General features: G+C 45.0%; 14 protein-coding genes. 1 reads left to right on the forward strand and 13 read right to left on the reverse strand.

From position 1 onward, the window contains the following. Position 1: 1 nt before the first annotated feature. From ACKPCD_RS09170 to ACKPCD_RS09230, 13 genes are all read right to left on the reverse strand, one after another. Positions 2-310 (reverse strand): L7Ae/L30e/S12e/Gadd45 family ribosomal protein, encoded by a 309-nt coding sequence (locus ACKPCD_RS09170; RefSeq protein ID WP_068559591.1) that lies wholly within the window; start codon positions 308-310, stop codon positions 2-4. Then, complete coding sequence (gene rnpM, locus ACKPCD_RS09175) at positions 307-591, reverse strand: RNase P modulator RnpM (protein ID WP_068559593.1); 285 nt, start codon at positions 589-591, stop codon at positions 307-309. Before rnpM ends, ACKPCD_RS09170 begins: the two co-directional genes overlap by 4 nt. Positions 592-609: 18 nt before the next feature. Then, on the reverse strand, positions 610-1,911 hold the full coding sequence (gene nusA, locus ACKPCD_RS09180) for a transcription termination factor NusA (protein ID WP_068559595.1): 1,302 nt from the start codon (positions 1,909-1,911) through the stop codon (positions 610-612). 31 nt (positions 1,912-1,942) lie between these two features. Further along, entirely contained in the window at positions 1,943-2,416 is a 474-nt protein-coding gene (gene rimP, locus ACKPCD_RS09185) for a ribosome maturation factor RimP (protein WP_068559597.1), read from the reverse strand. A 170-nt stretch (positions 2,417-2,586) separates the two neighbouring features. Then, positions 2,587-6,924 (reverse strand): PolC-type DNA polymerase III, encoded by a 4,338-nt coding sequence (locus tag ACKPCD_RS09190; protein ID WP_321433025.1) that lies wholly within the window; start codon positions 6,922-6,924, stop codon positions 2,587-2,589. Between the two features lie 82 nt (positions 6,925-7,006). Continuing rightward, complete coding sequence (gene rseP / locus ACKPCD_RS09195) at positions 7,007-8,281, reverse strand: RIP metalloprotease RseP (RefSeq protein WP_276641994.1); 1,275 nt, start codon at positions 8,279-8,281, stop codon at positions 7,007-7,009. A gap of 36 nt (positions 8,282-8,317) precedes the next feature. After that, positions 8,318-9,112 (reverse strand): phosphatidate cytidylyltransferase, encoded by a 795-nt coding sequence (locus ACKPCD_RS09200; protein ID WP_086988034.1) that lies wholly within the window; start codon positions 9,110-9,112, stop codon positions 8,318-8,320. Positions 9,113-9,122: 10 nt separating this feature from the next. Beyond that, positions 9,123-9,884 (reverse strand): undecaprenyl pyrophosphate synthase, encoded by a 762-nt coding sequence (locus ACKPCD_RS09205; RefSeq protein WP_068559606.1) that lies wholly within the window; start codon positions 9,882-9,884, stop codon positions 9,123-9,125. A 155-nt stretch (positions 9,885-10,039) separates the two neighbouring features. Beyond that, entirely contained in the window at positions 10,040-10,597 is a 558-nt protein-coding gene (gene frr, locus ACKPCD_RS09210; RefSeq protein ID WP_068559612.1) for a ribosome recycling factor, read from the reverse strand. A 2-nt stretch (positions 10,598-10,599) separates the two neighbouring features. After that, a complete protein-coding gene (gene pyrH / locus ACKPCD_RS09215; protein WP_068559613.1) occupies positions 10,600-11,322 on the reverse strand; it encodes a UMP kinase in 723 nt (240 codons plus the stop codon). Between the two features lie 87 nt (positions 11,323-11,409). Next, a complete protein-coding gene (gene tsf, locus ACKPCD_RS09220) occupies positions 11,410-12,291 on the reverse strand; it encodes a translation elongation factor Ts (protein ID WP_068559614.1) in 882 nt (293 codons plus the stop codon). Positions 12,292-12,426: 135 nt separating this feature from the next. Beyond that, positions 12,427-13,212 (reverse strand): 30S ribosomal protein S2, encoded by a 786-nt coding sequence (gene rpsB, locus ACKPCD_RS09225; protein WP_068559617.1) that lies wholly within the window; start codon positions 13,210-13,212, stop codon positions 12,427-12,429. A gap of 201 nt (positions 13,213-13,413) precedes the next feature. Then, positions 13,414-16,638, reverse strand: a complete 3,225-nt coding sequence (locus tag ACKPCD_RS09230) for a DEAD/DEAH box helicase (RefSeq protein ID WP_321433026.1) — start codon at positions 16,636-16,638, stop codon at positions 13,414-13,416. Between the two features lie 170 nt (positions 16,639-16,808). Between ACKPCD_RS09230 and ACKPCD_RS09235 the strand changes: the two genes are divergently transcribed. Then, on the forward strand, positions 16,809-17,429 hold the full coding sequence (locus tag ACKPCD_RS09235) for a lysophospholipid acyltransferase family protein (RefSeq protein ID WP_321433027.1): 621 nt from the start codon (positions 16,809-16,811) through the stop codon (positions 17,427-17,429). Positions 17,430-17,481 lie beyond the last annotated feature (52 nt).

The raw sequence follows: 17,481 nt of genomic DNA on the forward strand, positions 1-17,481 counted from the left end.
ATTACTTTGTTCCTTTCAGCCGCATGAAACTTTTGGCGAATCCTCTATCAGTCAAGGCGCAAATGGAACGGGACTTGCCTATTGCTTGACTGATTTGTTCCGAAGTGAAATGCACCAGGAACGGGACTTCATAGTAGCGGCATTTGTTTTCTAATTTTTCTTTGGTGTTAGTGCTGCAGTCTGTCGCACAAAGCACAAAGACTGCTTCATTTTTTTGGATGGACTTGATGGTCATTTCTTCACCTGTGATCAACTTGCCGGCGCGCAATGACAAACCCAGCAAATTCAACATCTTGTCTTCAGGTGTCATAGCAGGCTCCTTGCTTTTTGGTGTTCGACATAATCGAACAACTCCTGATAGAACGCATCACTGATCGCGATCTCAAGGTGTTTTTCCAAAATATGCTGTTTCCAGGCCTTCTGTACCAATGCAGGTTCCATAGAGACATAGGCTCCTCGGCCATTCATGCGGCCTGTGGGATCGATGGCTATTTCACCTGCTTGATTTTTTACGATGCGGACTAATTCTTTTTTTGGCTTCATCTCATTGGAGACGACGCATTTCCGCATCGGAATTTTTCTTGTCTTCATAAACTTTCACCTCACTGATTAGTCTTGAAGGTCCTTTGTTAATTCATCATAGCTTTCTTCCGGATCTGTCTCGACTTCCGATATCAATTGCTCGACATCTTCAGGATCAAGGATTTTTTCATCATCTTCGTATTCTTCCGTGTAATCCGTATCTTCCGTTGGGACAGCAATGTCATCAGCAACTTCCTCTGCCGTGAAAATTTTGTCCAAGCCAGCGAAAGAATGAAGCGTGTCAGCATCGTCTTCATCGGATGCAACTTTTTGGGCACCGGATTCCATCAATAACTTATTATACTCCGTTTCGGACTTAATATCGATTTTATAGCCTGTCAATTTAGCCGCTAAGCGTGCATTTTGACCTTTCTTACCGATTGCCAGTGATAGTTGATAATCAGGAACGATCACTGTGCAACTGCCGTCTGCTTGATGGAAATCAACGTTCACGACTTGTGCCGGATTCAACGCATTTCCGATGTAGATCGATGGATCTTCGTTCCACTCAACGATATCCATGTTCTCTCCGCGCAATTCGTTTACGATCGCTTGGACACGCTGGCCTCTTGGTCCTACGCAGGTGCCGACAGGGTCGACGTTTTTATCGCGGGAGCGCACGGCTACTTTTGACCGGTCTCCGGCTTCACGGGCGATCGAGACGATTTCGACTACTCCGTCGAAGATTTCCGGAACTTCTTGTTCGAACAAGCGCTTCAGCAAGTCGGGATGGCTACGACTGACAAAAACCTGTGGCCCTTTTGAAGTGTTCTCGACTTTTGTGACGTAAACTTTGATGCGGTCATGCGGCTGGAACGTTTCATTCGGTATTTGTTCCTGCTTGGATAATACTGCTTCAATTTTTCCAAGGCTCACATAAATATAGCGGCTATCCATTCTTTCGACGACACCCGTCAAAATATCATTTTCATAAGCGATGAATTGATTGTAGACGATGCTGCGCTCCGCCTCACGGATGCGTTGCATGATGACTTGTTTGGCTGTTTGAGCGGCAATCCGTCCAAAATCTTTCGGAGTAACCTCAAAACGGATCTTATCGCCTAGTTCGTAAGCTTTGTTGATCTGCAGAGCATCCTCCAAACTTACTTCCAAAGTCGAATCGAACACCATATCCACTACTTCTTTAACTGCGTAAACATGGATGTCCCCTTTTTTAGTATCAAATTCCACTTCAACGTTTTGGGCTTGTCCGTAATTACGTTTGTAAGCAGACACAAGCGCAGCTTCCAACGCACTGATGACAATCTCTTTTGAAATACCTTTGTCTTTTTCCAACACTTCAAGAGCACTTAACATTTCTTTGCTCATATTACTCGTTCACTCCTATCTCAAAAAATGATTAAAATTGGATAGCCAATCTTGCGTTTGCGATCTGTTTTCTTTCGATTTCGATATCTTTTGTTCTGGTTTTGATTCTGATCGTCAATACAACGGAGTCATCGTTTACTTCCTTCAACGTTCCTTCATAGAATTTCTCGCCATCTATTGCTTGATAGAAGGACAGATGCACGTATTTGCCGATTGCATTCTGCATATCTGCTTCCGTCTTCAATGGACGTTCTGCACCTGGCGAGGACACCTCCAGGAAATATGCCTGAGGGATCGGATCTGGATCAATAGCGTCCAGTGCTTCACTGACTTTTTCGCTGATCAATGCACACTCTTCAATATCGATGCCGCCTGGCTTATCTATATAAATTCTGAGAAACCAGTTTTTCCCTTCCTTCAAAAACTCCATATCCACTAATTCTAAATTCTGTTCATCAACTATTGGTTGAACCACTACACGAACTTCATCTACTACACGACTCACAGAAATCCTCCTTTATCAATCCTACACCACTGTCATACATTGGCTGACTGCGTAAAAAGAGTGAGCGTTTCCGCTCACTCCTTCCGACGACTTATTCTTTTATAATCATACACCATTGTGTCAGTAAATGCAAGGACCTACCAACCTAACGGCTTTGGAATAGCCTTTCCTTAAAAATCAAATAAAGAAAGTTGATTTTCATCGGGTAAGTTTTTCAACACTCCGTTTTCATTCATGTAATCAATGATTGTCTTTGAAACTTTCCCTCTTGTCGCCAAATCTTCTTTGGATAAGAACGGTTGGTTTTCCCTGGCTTGAACAATCTGGTTCGCCACGTTGCCGCCTAGTCCCGGAATAGCCCGGAACGGCGCAATCAGCGTATCCCCCTCGATCACGAAATTATTCGCGTGCGATTTGTCAAGATCGACCATTTTGAAATTGAAGCCGCGCTCCACCATCTCGTTCGCCAATTCCAGTACGGTAAGCAAACTTTTTTCCTTGACTGAAGCTTCCAACCCTTTATCCATGATTTCTTTCATGCGGGTCTTGATCATTTCTTTCCCTTGCGTCATCGCGACTAAATCGAAATCCTGCGCGCGCACGGAGAAGAAAGCACAATAATAACGGATCGGTTGGTGCACTTTGAAATAAGCGACGCGCAAAGCCATCAATACATATGCCGCAGCATGGGCTTTCGGGAACATATATTTGATCTTCAGGCACGATTGGATATACCATTCAGGTATTTCTTTTGCCCGCATCTCCGCCTGCCAATCGTCTGGGATCCCTTTCCCTTTCCGGACACTTTCCATGATTTTGAAGGCCAAACCATCATCCATACCGTGATGGATCAGATAGACCATGATGTCATCACGACAACCGATAACATCCGCCAGCGGGATATTGTTCTCGCGGATGAGTGTTTCGGCATTGCCCAAATAAACATCTGTTCCGTGGGAAAGACCGGAAATCTGCAGCAATTCCGCAAATGTGTTCGGACTTGTCTGCTCCAGCATTCCCCGGACAAAGCGCGTCCCGAATTCGGGAATTCCGAGTGTACCGGTTTTACTGAATATTTGTTCAGGCGTGACACCCAATACATCAGTACTGCCGAAAATCTTCATGACATCCGGATCATTGGGTGGGATCGTCTGGGGATCGATTCCGGATAGATCTTGCAGCATCCGGATTACAGTCGGATCGTCGTGTCCCAGTATATCCAATTTCAGCACGTTATCATGGATAGAGTGGAAGTCAAAGTGGGTCGTTTTCCATTCAGAATCTTGGGCATCGGCCGGGAACTGGATAGGTGTAAAATCATAGACATCCATGTAGTCCGGAATGACGATGATACCGCCTGGATGCTGTCCCGTCGTCCTTTTTACTCCCGTGCAGCCTTTTGCCAACCGATCGATTTCCGCTGACGAGAATCTGAAATTGTGATCCCGCTCATAGGCTTTGACATAGCCAAAAGCTGTTTTATCAGCCACTGTACCGATTGTTCCGGCACGGTACACATATTCCTCACCGAAGAGCTCCTTGGTGTAAGCATGGGCGTGGGCTTGATATTCCCCTGAAAAGTTCAAGTCGATATCAGGTACCTTGTCCCCGTAGAATCCAAGGAAGGTTTCAAAAGGGATGTCGTGCCCGTCTCGGTCCATATCCGCTCCGCATTTCGGGCAGTCCTTCTTTTCCAAGTCGTAGCCGGAACCGATCGAGCCATCTTCATAGAAGTAGGAATATTTGCATTCCGGACACCGGTAATGCGGCGGTAAAGGATTGACTTCCGTTATACCGGTCATGGTGGCTACAAAACTTGAGCCAACCGAGCCCCGGGATCCAACCAGATAGCCGTCCTGGTTGCTTTTCAGAACCAGTTTTTGGGAAATCAGATAGATGACCGAGAAGCCGTTTCCGATGATCGAATTCAGTTCTTTTTCCAGCCTTTTTTCGACCAGTTCAGGGAGTTGTTCTCCGTAGAGGCGTTTGGCTTCATCATAGGAGAGCCTTGTGACTTCCTCATTCGCCCCCTCCATGTTCGGCGTGTACAACTGATCCTTGATTGGGATTATTTCATCGATGCTGTCGGCAATTTTTTGGGAATTAGATACAACGATCTCCTTGGCTTTTTCTTTGCCGAGGAAGGAGAAACAATCCAACATCTCGTCTGTCGTCCGGAAATGGGCTTCCGGCAGATGCAGGACTTTTCCTTGATTCACCTTCAAAGACCCAATCAATATTTCCCGGTAGATGGCGTCTTCCTTGTTCAAGTAATGCACATTCCCGGTTGCGACGACCGTCTTGCCCAATTCATCGCCGATGGCAACGATTTGAGAGATGATCTCTTCCAGATCGCTTTCATTCTTGACCAGTTCTCTTGTGATGAGCGGCGCATAGACCTCTTTGGGCATCACTTCGATGTAATCGTAGAACTTGGCTTTCGCCTTTGCAACCTCTGCCCCTTTTTGCATCATCGCCTCAAATATTTCGCCTTCGCTGCAGGCGGAGCCGATCAATAAGTTTTCCCGGGATGCTTGCAGAACGCTGCGCGGCAGACGCGGTGTCCGGTAATAATAATCAATATTAGAAGCAGAAATGATTTTGAAAAGGTCCTTCAGCCCATCCTGGTTTTTTGCCAAAATCGTTGCATGGAACGGCCGCGCTCGTTTGTATGAATCGCCGCCGCCGATGTATTTGTTCAGTTCATCATGAAATAGAATGTTGTGTTCTTCGCGGGCTTCCTTCAGGAATATCCAGCAGAGGGCGCCGGTTGTTTCGGAATCATAAACGGCCCGGTGATGCTGTTCCAAACCGACACCATAGCGTTTCGCCAACGTATTCAAACGATGGGATTTCAATTGCGGGTGCAAGAAACGGGACATCTCCAAGGTATCGATTACAGGTTGTGGCGCTTCGGCCATACCATAGCGTTCATAGCTGTTGTTCAAAAAGCCCATGTCAAAGCTGGCATTGTGGGCTACAAGAATGGTCCCCTCGGCGAATGCAGCGAACTCCTCGAGCACCGTTTTTTCCGGCTTGGAATCGCGGACCATATCATCGGTTATGCCCGTCAATTGGATGGTCGTCTGCGATAACGGATGGCCCGGATTGATGAATTCTTCGAATGTTTCGATGACATTTCCTTTGTACATTTTTACGCCAGCCAGCTCGATGATCGTGTCGTAAACTGCCGATAACCCCGTTGTTTCAACGTCGAATACGACATAGGTCGCTTCACTTAGATCCTCATGGACCGGATTATAGGCTATCGGAACGCCGTCATCGACGACATATGCTTCAATTCCGTACAATATTTTTACGTTATTCGCTTTTCCGGCTGCGTGAGCATCCGGATAGCCTTGCGCAGCAGCATGGTCGGTCAGAGCGATGGCCTTATGTCCCCATTTTGCCGCTTGTTTGACAAAATCACCGATCCCATTGGTGGCATCCATCTGACTCATATTTGAATGCAGGTGCAATTCCACCCTTTTTTCGTCTTCAGGCGCACGATCTTTCCGTTCCGCATGAGCAACTTCGTTCACGTCTCGGCCGTTCACAACCAGATCCCGCATGAAAGTGTCTTCTTGGACACTCCCGCGCACGCGCACCCAGATTCCTTTTTTGACAAGCTCAAAGTTCTGTTCATCCGTTTCATTCGACGAAAACAGTTTTACCGAAAAGGAAGAGGTATAATCCGTCATTTTAAATACGAGCAGTTTCCGCCCGGACCGCAATTCGCGGATTTCACTGTCGAAAATATAGCCTTCAATGACCACCGAACGCTCTTCTTCGGTGATTGAGGCCATCTGCTTGATTTCTTCCTTGCTGGAAATCTGTCTGCCGATCAGCAAGGGGCCGTTATTGCTGCCTTTAGATTGTGAGCCGTCGCTGCGCTGTCTATCCTGCTGATTTTGTTTGATGGCTTCCTCTGCTTGTTTGACCAACATTTCATCCTGTTCTTGTTTTCGGGCCAGATATTGTGCCATTCTGGCTTCGGATGCTGCCTCGTCCACTTCGATTGTGATCTGGAAACTCGGAAATCCCAAGACCAGGTAATTCTGTTGGATAATGGACAAGTAGTTGTCTGCCAAATGATTTTTGGTGATTTCGTTTTCAACACTGATAACGACTTTATTGTCCAAAACAACGGGTGTATGTTTGGCAAAAAGACTCAGAACCAGTGGTGATGATATATTGCTACGTTGGACGACTGTTTCCCAATAGTCCAAGATGCTCTCATTCGTCAAAATCGGTTTCCTGGTTTTGATCTGAAAATCGATTGTGGCGATGGATTGGAATTTTATTTTCATGTGGTTCATCAAAGCAGTGAACACTTCGAAAGGCAGAACGTTATCAAAAACGAACTGAAATGACCATAATTTTGATTTTTTATGCACGATGACTTGTTCGATTTCCCCGTTTTCAAAATACGGTAGATACTCCGGCTGGTGATGCAAATTTATCTGTTCCAACATCTGCTGGAACAATTCATGTTTCGATAACGACATTTGATCTCTCCTTCTCAACTAACAAACAAAAAGATTCAAAGAATGAACGTTCCTTTCTTTGAATCTTCTTATTTTCTTCCTATCATTGGCCAAAGAAAAATCTTTGAATATCATTCCAAGTGACGATGACCATCAGCAGAAGCAACAGCCCCATTCCGATAGCCGTGATGATGCCTTCCTTCTCTGGATCCAACGGCTTGCCTCTGATTCCTTCAACTAGGTTCAGCAGTAGTTTCCCGCCATCCAATGCTGGAATCGGCAATAGATTCACGACTCCCAGATTGATGCTCAAATAGGCCAGAAAACTGAGTACGCTCAGAAAGCCATAATCAACGACTTGCTCGGTAGCCGCATAAATAGCGACAGGCCCGCCGAAGGAATCAGCCTGAAAGCCGGTCCTGAACATGGCAAAGACCAATCCGAAAATGGAAGTGGCAATCACCCAAAATTCTTTGAATCCGTAGCTGATTTTAGCCATCAGCGTGCGATCCATCGGGACAGCGACACCGATCAAACCGTACTCATTGCCTTGTTCATCAGTTTTCGTGTCAGGTGTGACGAGGACATCACGCGCTTCTTCTCCATCAGTCACGACTGTAAGTGTGATTTGGTTGCCCGGATTGGCTTGGATGGACGTAACCAGTTCCGTCCAGTCAGCGGTTGCATCACCATTAACAGCCAATACTTCGTCATTCTCCCGCAATCCGGCTGCTTCCGCCGGGCTGTCAGGTTGGATTTCTCCCAAGCGACTCTCGTTTACTGTAACGCCGCCTTGCACGAACGCAATCGCGATGAATACCGCGATACCCAAAATGAAATTATTCATCGGTCCGGCGAAGTTTGTCAGCATCCGTTTCAGCAAAGGCGCTGATTGGTATTGTACATCGATGGGAGCGATCTGAACTTCTGTTCCGTCGGTCTCGATGATTGTCGCATCGCGTTTTACTGCGTATCTAACGGGTTCTGAACTTCCCGGAATGATTCCTTTTATGAAAAGTGCGTGTTCCAGATCAGCCTCCAGTAATTCTATCGGCACAGCCTGCAAATGCTGTTTGTTGCTCAAATCTATTTGAATGACCTGTTGCTCTTCATCAAGGGTGATGTTAAGCGGCATACCCGGTTTCAACTCGGTGTCCTCATCCCCGATGCCGGCCATCCGCACATAACCACCGATGGGCAGCATCCGGATTGTGTAGGTTGTCCCGTTATTGCGATGAGAGAAGATTTTCGGTCCCATGCCGATTGCGAATTCACGAACCAGAATGCCAGCTTTTTTCGCAAAATAGAAATGGCCGAATTCGTGGATGATCACTAATATGCTGAACACGATGATGAACGTTATGATTGTCTGAAACATATAATCCCTCCCTTTTTGTAGCGTGTCTTCGCTTTGTTAAAAGATGAAATGCAGAAAAATATGGAACACCGGCATCACAAAAAGCGTGCTGTCAAAACGATCAAGCATGCCGCCGTGTCCGGGTAATATCTTCCCGGCATCCTTGACGCCAAAATAACGTTTGAATGCCGATTCTACCAAATCCCCCATCTGGCCACAGACCGAAAGTAAGGCTGCCAGCATGATCTGGAGTCCTAAAGATAACTCCAGCGGATTGTAGTAATGGAAAAATACGATGGCGATCAGCACAGCGGCTATCGAACCGCCGACAGATCCTTCGATTGTTTTATTTGGGCTGATAGCCGGAGCCAACTTGTTCTTGCCAATTTTTCTTCCGATCATGTATGCGCCGATATCCGTTCCCCAAATGATGAACAACACTAAGAGCACCATCCAAAAACCGATGTCCCTTGTCTGCATGAAATAATAAAATCCTCTCCCGACATAAAGGGAGGTCAGGACAGAAGCGGCTGCATCGTCGAAGGTAAAATCATTCCGCGAGAACACAGTAAAAATGAACAGTACCAACGCCTCCAGATAAATTAAAAGCATCGCATCGATGCCATCGGGGATGAACTGCAGATAAGATTCCGGCAACATCAATAATACGGTCGCCAAAGCAGTGATGATACCTTCCACACTGAAGATGGACAGCTTTTTCATCTTCAATAGTTCTTGAACAGCGATCAAACCGATTGCTGTCATGAGCAGTTGCAGCGGCAGTCCCCCAAGCCACAAGAATGGGATGAATACTGCGGCAGCCACTAGGCCTGTGATTACTCTTTCCTTCATAATATCCTCCCTATATGCCGCCGAAACGACGATTGCGATGCTGATATTCTGCTAAAGCCGCCCGCAAGCTGGCTATCGAAAAATCAGGCCAAAATTCTTCCGTAAAGTACATTTCGCTGTACGCTGCCTGCCACAGCAAGAAGTTGCTGAGACGGATTTCTCCACTGGTACGGATCAGCAAGTCAGGATCCTGCCATTCACCAAGACCGCTTGTGAATAGGTAACCAGAGAATACGTCATCAGTGATTGCGTCTGCCGAGAGTTTTCCTGCTGCGACATCGTGCGCAATCATCGTTGTAGCTTGAAGGATTTCAGCCCTGGAACCATAATTCAACGCAAAATTCAAAATAAGACCGGTATTGTCCTTTGTCTTTTCGATTGCATTTTGCACGACTTTAAGCGTCTTCTCGGGCAACTGATCGATCCAGCCGATGGTCGTCACTTTGATGTTGTTCTGCATCAACTCCGGCATAAAGACATCAAAAAAATCGATGGGCAATCCCATCAAAAAATTGACTTCGTCAGTCGGACGTTTCCAGTTTTCAGTCGAAAAGGCATACAGCGTCAATACCTTCACATTAAGGCGGCTTGCCTCTATGGTTATCTTTTTAACCGTATTCATACCCTCTTTGTGTCCGTAAACCCGTGGCATCAGTTTTTTCTTTGCCCAACGGCCGTTCCCATCCATAATGATGGCAACATGAGCTGGAATGATGCCATTTTCGTCAAACTGCAAATCTGTTTTTGGATTCTCACTCTTGAATAGAGCCATGCTTTATCCCTCACTTTTTCATAACTCTTTTTATTTTAACAAAAACCCGCCTGAATTCCTATGATTAACCGGAATTTATATAATTTTTAAAAAGAGCCAGGGCACAAATCATTCGAAATGATTTGTGCCCTGGCTGCTTTCCAACGAATGGAATGTTAAACGTCCAAAATTTCTTTTTCTTTGTCCGCCGTTATTTTGTCGATTTCTTTGGAAGATTTGTCGGTGAACTCTTGTACTTTCTTTTCATAAGTCCGTAACTCGTCTTCTGTGATTTCTTTGTTCTTTTCTGCTTTTTTCAACGCCTCGATGGCATCACGGCGAATATTGCGGATAGAAATCTTAGCTGCCTCGTTTTCTTTGCCCACAGTTTTTGCCAACTCTTTACGACGCTCTGAAGTCAATGCCGGAATCACCAAACGAATAACGTTGCCGTCATTGGCTGGGTTGATGCCCAAGTCGCTTTGGTAAATCGCGCGTTCGATATCACCGATACTGGATTTGTCGTAAGGTGTGACCAACAACATGCGTCCTTCAGGAATCGTGATGGATGCTAATTGATTCACTGGTGTGCTCGTTCCGTAGTATTCAACTTCGATACGATCCAATAAACTCGCATTCGCGCGGCCTGCTCGAATCGAGCCTAGTTCGCGGATCAGTGCAGCTTCCGTTTTTTTCATTCTGTCGATCGCATTATCAAGGATTTCTTTAACCATAATTATTTCCCCCTAACAGTCGTTCCGATATCTTCTCCCATTATAACACGGCGAATATTCCCTTGTCTGTTTAAGTTAAATACAACCAGCGGGATGTCGTTATCCATGCTTAATGAGCTTGCTGTAGTATCCATTACTTGCAATCCTTTGGAAATAACATCCAAATGAGTCAATTCAGAGAATTTAGTTGCATTCAAGTCCTTCATCGGATCGGATGAATAGACCCCATCAACATTGTTCTTAGCCATCAAAATAACATCAGCATTGATTTCAGCGGCACGAAGGGCTGCTGTCGTGTCAGTAGAGAAGTATGGATTGCCGGTACCGGCAGCAAATATCACTACGCGTCCTTTTTCAAGGTGACGGACAGCTCTTCTGCGGATATACGGTTCGGCAATTTGTCTCATTTCGATGGAAGTCTGAACACGGGTAGGAACCCCTTCATTCTCCAAGGCATCCTGAAGAGCCAGAGAATTCATGACAGTCGCAAGCATGCCCATATAGTCGGCTTGCGCTCTCTCCATACCCATTTCAGCGCCTGTCGTGCCGCGCCAAATATTGCCGCCGCCCACAACGATAGCTATCTCCACACCCAAGTCATGTACTTCTTTGATTTCTTTTACGATTTCTTCAATCGTCGGTGGGTTAATTCCGAAACCGGTGTCGCCCGCTAAAGCTTCACCACTTAGTTTTAAAACAACGCGTTTGTATTTTGGTTCACTCATTCTATATTTCCCTCCGTAATTGGCTGACCCCTGATTAATCAGGCTTATGACTATGATAAAAAAGCCCCAATTAAGGGGCAATTTTCATTATTTTTTAACTTGGCTCATTACTTCTTCTGCAAAGTCCACAGAGCGTTTCTCGATACCTTCGCCTACAGCGTAGCGAACGAATGATTTAACAACGCCGCCTTTTGAAGCAGCAAATTGTGAAACTGTTTGATCTGGATCTTTAACGAATGGTTGGTCGTTCAATGAAATTTCGCTCAAGAATTTGTTCAAACGGCCTACGATCATTTTTTCAACGATGTTAGCTGGTTTGCCTTCGTTCAAAGCTTGTTCAGTCAGAACTTTCTTTTCATGCTCAAGTTCTTCTGCGGAAACTTCGTCGCGAGAAACATATTTAGGATTGATGGCAGCGATGTGCATAGAAATATCTTTAGCAGCATCAGCATCCGTAGAGCCTTCCAAAACTGTCAATACAGCGATACGTCCGCCTTGGTGCAGGTATGCGCCGAAAGCATCAGCATCTGTTTTTTCAACGATAGCAAAGCGACGCAAAGTAATTTTTTCGCCGATTACAGTAGTAGCATTCAAGATGACATCGTTCAATGAGCCGTCTGCAGTTTCGATCGCTAAAGCAGCTTCCAACGTTTCTGGTTTGTTTTTAGCGATGATTGCTGTAATATCAGCTACCAAGTTTTGGAATTTGTCATTTTTCGCAACAAAGTCAGTTTCGGCATTGATTTCAGCGATAACAGCTGTATTTCCGTCAACATATACGTTTGCAAGTCCTTCAGCAGCGATACGGTCAGCTTTTTTGGCTGCTTTTGCCATACCATTTTCTCTTAGGTAGTCAACCGCTTTGTCCATGTCGCCATCGACTTCTACTAGAGCTCTTTTAGCATCCATCATGCCTACGCCTGTCATGTCGCGTAATTCTTTAACCATTTTTGCTGTTACTTGTGCCATTTTATGATTCCTCCTGAATATTCTTTTTCATAAAAAAAGCTGCCCCAAAGAGATAGAAAAGATGTCGGCTACCTAATTGGCTATATCTTTCTTCTTTTCTGAGACAGCTCATTGCTTCAAACTAAATAGGAAATATTATTCGTTGTCGCCTTCAACGACTTCAACGATTTCTTCTAATGAAGTTGCTTCGTCAGCTTCAGCCGCAAAAGTTTCTTCAACAGAAATTTCAGCTTGATCATTTCCTTGGTTGCCTTCGATGAAAGCATCAGCCATTTTAGCAGTGATCAATTTAACTGCACGGATAGCATCATCATTTGAAGGGATTACTACGTCGATTTCATCTGGATCACAGTTAGTGTCAACCATAGCGACGATAGGAATGTTCAATTTGTGCGCTTCTTGAACAGCGATTCTTTCTTTTCTTGGGTCAACGATGAACATTACATCCGGGATTCTAGGCATATCTTTGATACCGCCCAAGAATTTTTCCAAACGTTCTTGTTCTTTTTTCAAGATTGAAACTTCTTTTTTAGGAAGTAGTTCGAAAGTGCCGTCTTCAGACATTGCTTCGATTGATTTCAAACGTTTGATACGTTTTTGGATAGTATCCCAGTTAGTCAAAGTACCACCTAACCAACGGTGATTTACGAAGAACTGACCTGAACGGATAGCTTCGTCTTTAATTGAATCTTGCGCTTGTTTTTTAGTCCCTACGAATAAAGCTACGCCGCCTTCTTCAGCAACATTAAGCATATATTTGTATGCTTCGTCTACTAATTTTACGGTTTTTTGCAAGTCGATGATGTAGATACCGTTTCTCTCTGTAAAGATGTATCTCTTCATTTTTGGGTTCCAACGACGAGTCTGGTGACCGAAGTGTACGCCTGCTTCCAATAATTGTTTCATTGAAATTACTGCCATGTTTATTTCCTCCAAGTTTGTTTTTATTTTCCTCCCCCGATTTCTTCTACAGCAGAAACTCATCTTACGATAAGCAACGTCCGCCGTATCGATCAAGGTGTGAAATGTGGTTTTGCACCGTTGATAATTATATCGAATTACGCTGAAAGAAGCAAGCCTTTTTTCTGAAAATGAATAACAGAAACTTTTTTATAGGATATATCAGGATTGTATCCCCAGAATCTGCTTGATATCATCATTCGTCAACCGTTGTCTGTTGAGCGCTTCTTCCCCTTCCGATACGACCAACTGATCAAAGAGCATTTTTTTATCTTGCTGGAGTTGATTGATTTTCTCTTCGATGGTTCCCTCTGCAATGAAACGATACACTTGCACGTTTTTCTTTTGTCCGATGCGATGCGCTCTGCCTGCGGCTTGCTCTTCGACTGCCGGGTTCCACCACAGATCGAAAAGGATGACAGTGTCAGCGCCAGTCAGGTTCAGCCCGGTGCCGCCCGCCTTCAGTGAAATCAAAAAGACGTCCGTATTGCCTTCGTTGAACTGATTTACGAGCGTAATTCTTTCTGCAGGTGGGGTTTTTCCGCTGAGGTACAGATGACTTAAGTTTTCCTTGGCCAATTCCGCTTCAATCAACTTGAGCATGGAAGTGAACTGTGAAAAAACCAAAACATGCTGGTTGTTTTCTTGAGCATTCCTCAATATTTCGACCAGTTGCTCCAATTTTCCGGATCCTCCCTCATAAACCGGATCCACCAAACGGGGATCACAGCAAATTTGACGCAAACGAGTCAACCCGGCCAAGATTTCCATCCGGTTCCGTTGGAAATCCTCACTGTCATAATCAGATACCTTTTCCTGCAGTTGCTGCAGATAAGCCAAATACATGACTTTCTGTTCACGGTTTAGACTGCTGTATATGTCCGCTTCCGATTTCTCCGGCAGGTCGCCCAACACATCCGCCTTCAACCGCCGCAACATAAAGGGTTTGGCTGTTTTCGAAATATCTTCGAGTGGCATTTTTTTGAATTCCTGCAATTTTGGAAATAACCCAGGCAGGATCAATTGGAATATCGCCCAAAACTCCGTTACGCTGTTCTCGATCGGCGTACCGCTCAATGCTATGTTGACTCGGGCGTTCATTTTCGCAATGGCACGGAACGTCTTGGTGTTATAGTTATTGACGTACTGGGATTCATCCAGAATCATCGCATAGAAATCACACTTTTGATAAGATTCGATGTCCTGACGGAAACTTTGATAAGATGTGATTGCGATACCGCTCTCCGGCAGTTGGGACAATTGCTCTTCCCGTTCCTTTTTCACGCCGCTGATGACGCTGATCTGAAGCAAAGGTGCGAATTTCTGGAATTCGTACTTCCAGTTGTATATCAGCGAAGCCGGAGCGATCACGAGAGCAGGTTTATTTTCGTTTTTGCCTTCTTCTACTTCACTGAGCAAGAAGGTGATCAGCTGTAGCGTCTTACCGAGTCCCATTTCATCAGCCAAAATACCACCCAAACCATAGTTGGCAAGGAACTTTAGCCATTTGAAGCCGGTCGCTTGATAGGGACGCAAATCCGCTTGCAACGATTTCGGCAGTTCAGCGGGAAACTCATCCGGGTGCTTGATGAAATGATAAAGTTCATTAAGGAAAGCTTGACTGCCTACCTCAGGGTTCAAGTCATTGATTTCTTTTTCAAGCGTCAGGCTTTTTATCATCGGCATGGACAGAGTCCCCTCACGAACTTGTGACTCATCTTTGATCAACGAAAGGAAGCGATTCATCTCCCTCATTGTTTCCGTCTCCAAAGACAACATTCGCCCGTCCTCCGTCTTGTAATAGGCGTCATTTTTTTTTAAACTGTTCAGTAATTTGTCTATTTCATTATCCGAAATTCCGTCAACATCAAAACGAATATCCAAAAAAGAATCCCTTGTTCTGCGTTGGACTGAAGTTGACACGACTGTGTCCTCGACTACCAGGTTCTGCAGATCCGGACTTAATTCCACTTCAGCATAGCGGCGCAATGTTGGTACTTTTCTGTAAAGAAAGCTGAATAGGTCGATATCTTTTGCAGCCAGGAAAGATATTTGGTTCTCGATGATGTTGAATTCCAAAGCTTCCAACACCTGCAGGATTCTCTCTTCCGCTATTGTGTCTCTGATCAAGAATTGGGAAGCCGTTTTGGCGGCGTGGTTTTGATTGAAGACTGTTTCTCCGTATTTGAATAAAATTTCCCCTTTTATCCTTTTTGCCGGGCCGCGGAAATGGATTGAGACAGTCAATGGTTCATCAATGATGTTACGTTCCAGTTCATCGCTGAAGTGCACTGTTCCTATCTGTTTCAACAACGGGATAACGTAGGTCAGCAAATCCGATACATCGGACTCTTCGACTCCGATCACATCTGAGTCCTCAAAACGTTTCTCAAAAAATGAGAGGTATCCTAACAGTTTATGCTGTTGCGCACTGAGCGGATGGATTTTGTTGGCTTCGATTAACCAGTCGTACTCCAATAGATGAGTAATGTTGTCGCGCTGGATGCGAAGCTCTATTCCTCTGCCTTTTTTTCCCAACAGGAATTGATAACCCGGTTTTTCGGGACTGATCTGTACATCCGGATATGTATCATCACCGTCAATCCATTCCACCCTGCCGGTTTGGATTAAATCTTCCAAAAGGGAGTGCGCTGAACTCGGCGGAATAATCAGATAGGAATCTAATTTTCTGGCCGTGACATTCAACAATTGCTTGTTCAACGCCGCGGGTTGCTCTTCCAACAATTTATGCAGTCGATGGATGATGGCTTGGTCCGATTCTTGTATCTTCACAGACCGAAAGTCGATCGCATCTCCAAGACGGTAATCCCATTTTTCTTGTTTGGTGAATTGTTCCGTAAATTGTTCTATATTTGTAACCATATACGATTTATCAATCCCTGCACGCAAGGAAAGAGCTAATACATGTTCACCTGTGTTTTGCATCAGATTATTTGGTTTCATGCGGAGAATCTGCAGCGTATACTGCACTAAAAAATCAGCTCGGGTCGTCAGGCTCTGGGCACCTTTATTTTCTTGGAAGAAAATCTGCGTCAAGTCATTCACAAATTCCTGACCGGCCGTTTCTGCATCTACCTGAAACTGCTCTGCACTGCTTTCCGTCAAAATTCGGGTGCCGCATTTCTCCTTCAGATATAATTCAACAGCGATCGTATGCTTGCAATACTGATGGTTTTTCCAGTATTTACACTGGCATAGATCCTGTTCTCTGGCTGTACCATCTAAGGTGACATGATACATTTTACTGCCGAGCACTTCACAATGCCAAACCTGAGTGTGGAAATCCGGTTGCACGGATAGCACACGGTCCTCATTCACATATTCGCGTCCCTCTTGTATCAACTTGTCCGGCATACTCCATTTCACGCTATCACTTCCTCTGCTTCTTGCTGTCCACTCTTTATTGTACTGCAATTCCGTCGAAAAATATACCTTCCTCCCCATTGACGCTTGCCGGAGATGAATATTTAGCTTGAAATATTACACAAACTATCACATACTAATTAGCATAATGCTAAAGCAAAAGGAGACCTGTCATGTTTTTTAAAGCAATTGTTAACATTGTGAGATTTCTGGTCTGGATAGTGAACGGCAAGACCGAAATCCAAAACAAAGAGTACATTCCAAAGGATACAGTCTTCATCCTTGCAGCACCCCACAGAAGTCTGCTGGATCCAGTTTTTATTTCTTTTGGTGTTTACCCGCATATCTTTTCCTCAATGGCGAAGCAAGAGCTTTTCAAGGGGAAATTTATCACCTGGGTACTCACTCATATGAACGCGTTCCCTGTCAATCGTGAAAACCCGGGTCCGAGTGCACTGAAACAGCCTGTTTCCATCCTGAAAGAAGGAAAAACCAATCTGCTGATTTTTCCGACCGGATCGAGACATTCCACCGAAATCAAAGGTGGGACTTCATCCATAGCCAAATTGGCCAATGTACCGATCCTCCCAGTTGTCTATCAAGGCCCGCTCACATTCAAAGAACTTATTTTGAAACGCAAAAAAGCGACAGTCCGCTTCGGCAAGCCCATTTACCTGCCGAAGGAAAAGCGGATCTCCAGAGAAGAATTGGCGGCCTACGACGAATTGCTCGGGAGTACTTTCCGTCAGTTGGATCAGGAAATCGATCCGAACTTTGTGTATGTAGCGAAATAAATCAGCTGATGTTTGATGTCAAGTATGCAGCAGCTATCAAAAAAAACAGCAC

The organism is Trichococcus flocculiformis, from assembly GCF_963662535.1.
GTDB classification, from domain to species: Bacteria; Bacillota; Bacilli; order Lactobacillales; family Aerococcaceae; genus Trichococcus; species Trichococcus flocculiformis.

What these genes read in the sequence shown, in the direction of transcription:
- ACKPCD_RS09170 (WP_068559591.1), bottom strand. Translation starts at nt 310, where the DNA reads ATGACACCTGAAGACAAGATGTTGAATTTGCTGGGTTTGTCATTGCGC.
- rnpM (WP_068559593.1), bottom strand. Translation starts at nt 591, where the DNA reads ATGAAGACAAGAAAAATTCCGATGCGGAAATGCGTCGTCTCCAATGAG.
- nusA (WP_068559595.1), bottom strand. Translation starts at nt 1,911, where the DNA reads ATGAGCAAAGAAATGTTAAGTGCTCTTGAAGTGTTGGAAAAAGACAAA.
- ACKPCD_RS09190 (WP_321433025.1), bottom strand. Translation starts at nt 6,924, where the DNA reads ATGTCGTTATCGAAACATGAATTGTTCCAGCAGATGTTGGAACAGATA.
- rseP (WP_276641994.1), bottom strand. Translation starts at nt 8,281, where the DNA reads ATGTTTCAGACAATCATAACGTTCATCATCGTGTTCAGCATATTAGTG.
- ACKPCD_RS09200 (WP_086988034.1), bottom strand. Translation starts at nt 9,112, where the DNA reads ATGAAGGAAAGAGTAATCACAGGCCTAGTGGCTGCCGCAGTATTCATC.
- ACKPCD_RS09205 (WP_068559606.1), bottom strand. Translation starts at nt 9,884, where the DNA reads ATGGCTCTATTCAAGAGTGAGAATCCAAAAACAGATTTGCAGTTTGAC.
- frr (WP_068559612.1), bottom strand. Translation starts at nt 10,597, where the DNA reads ATGGTTAAAGAAATCCTTGATAATGCGATCGACAGAATGAAAAAAACG.
- pyrH (WP_068559613.1), bottom strand. Translation starts at nt 11,322, where the DNA reads ATGAGTGAACCAAAATACAAACGCGTTGTTTTAAAACTAAGTGGTGAA.
- tsf (WP_068559614.1), bottom strand. Translation starts at nt 12,291, where the DNA reads ATGGCACAAGTAACAGCAAAAATGGTTAAAGAATTACGCGACATGACA.
- rpsB (WP_068559617.1), bottom strand. Translation starts at nt 13,212, where the DNA reads ATGGCAGTAATTTCAATGAAACAATTATTGGAAGCAGGCGTACACTTC.
- ACKPCD_RS09235 (WP_321433027.1), top strand. Translation starts at nt 16,809, where the DNA reads ATGTTTTTTAAAGCAATTGTTAACATTGTGAGATTTCTGGTCTGGATA.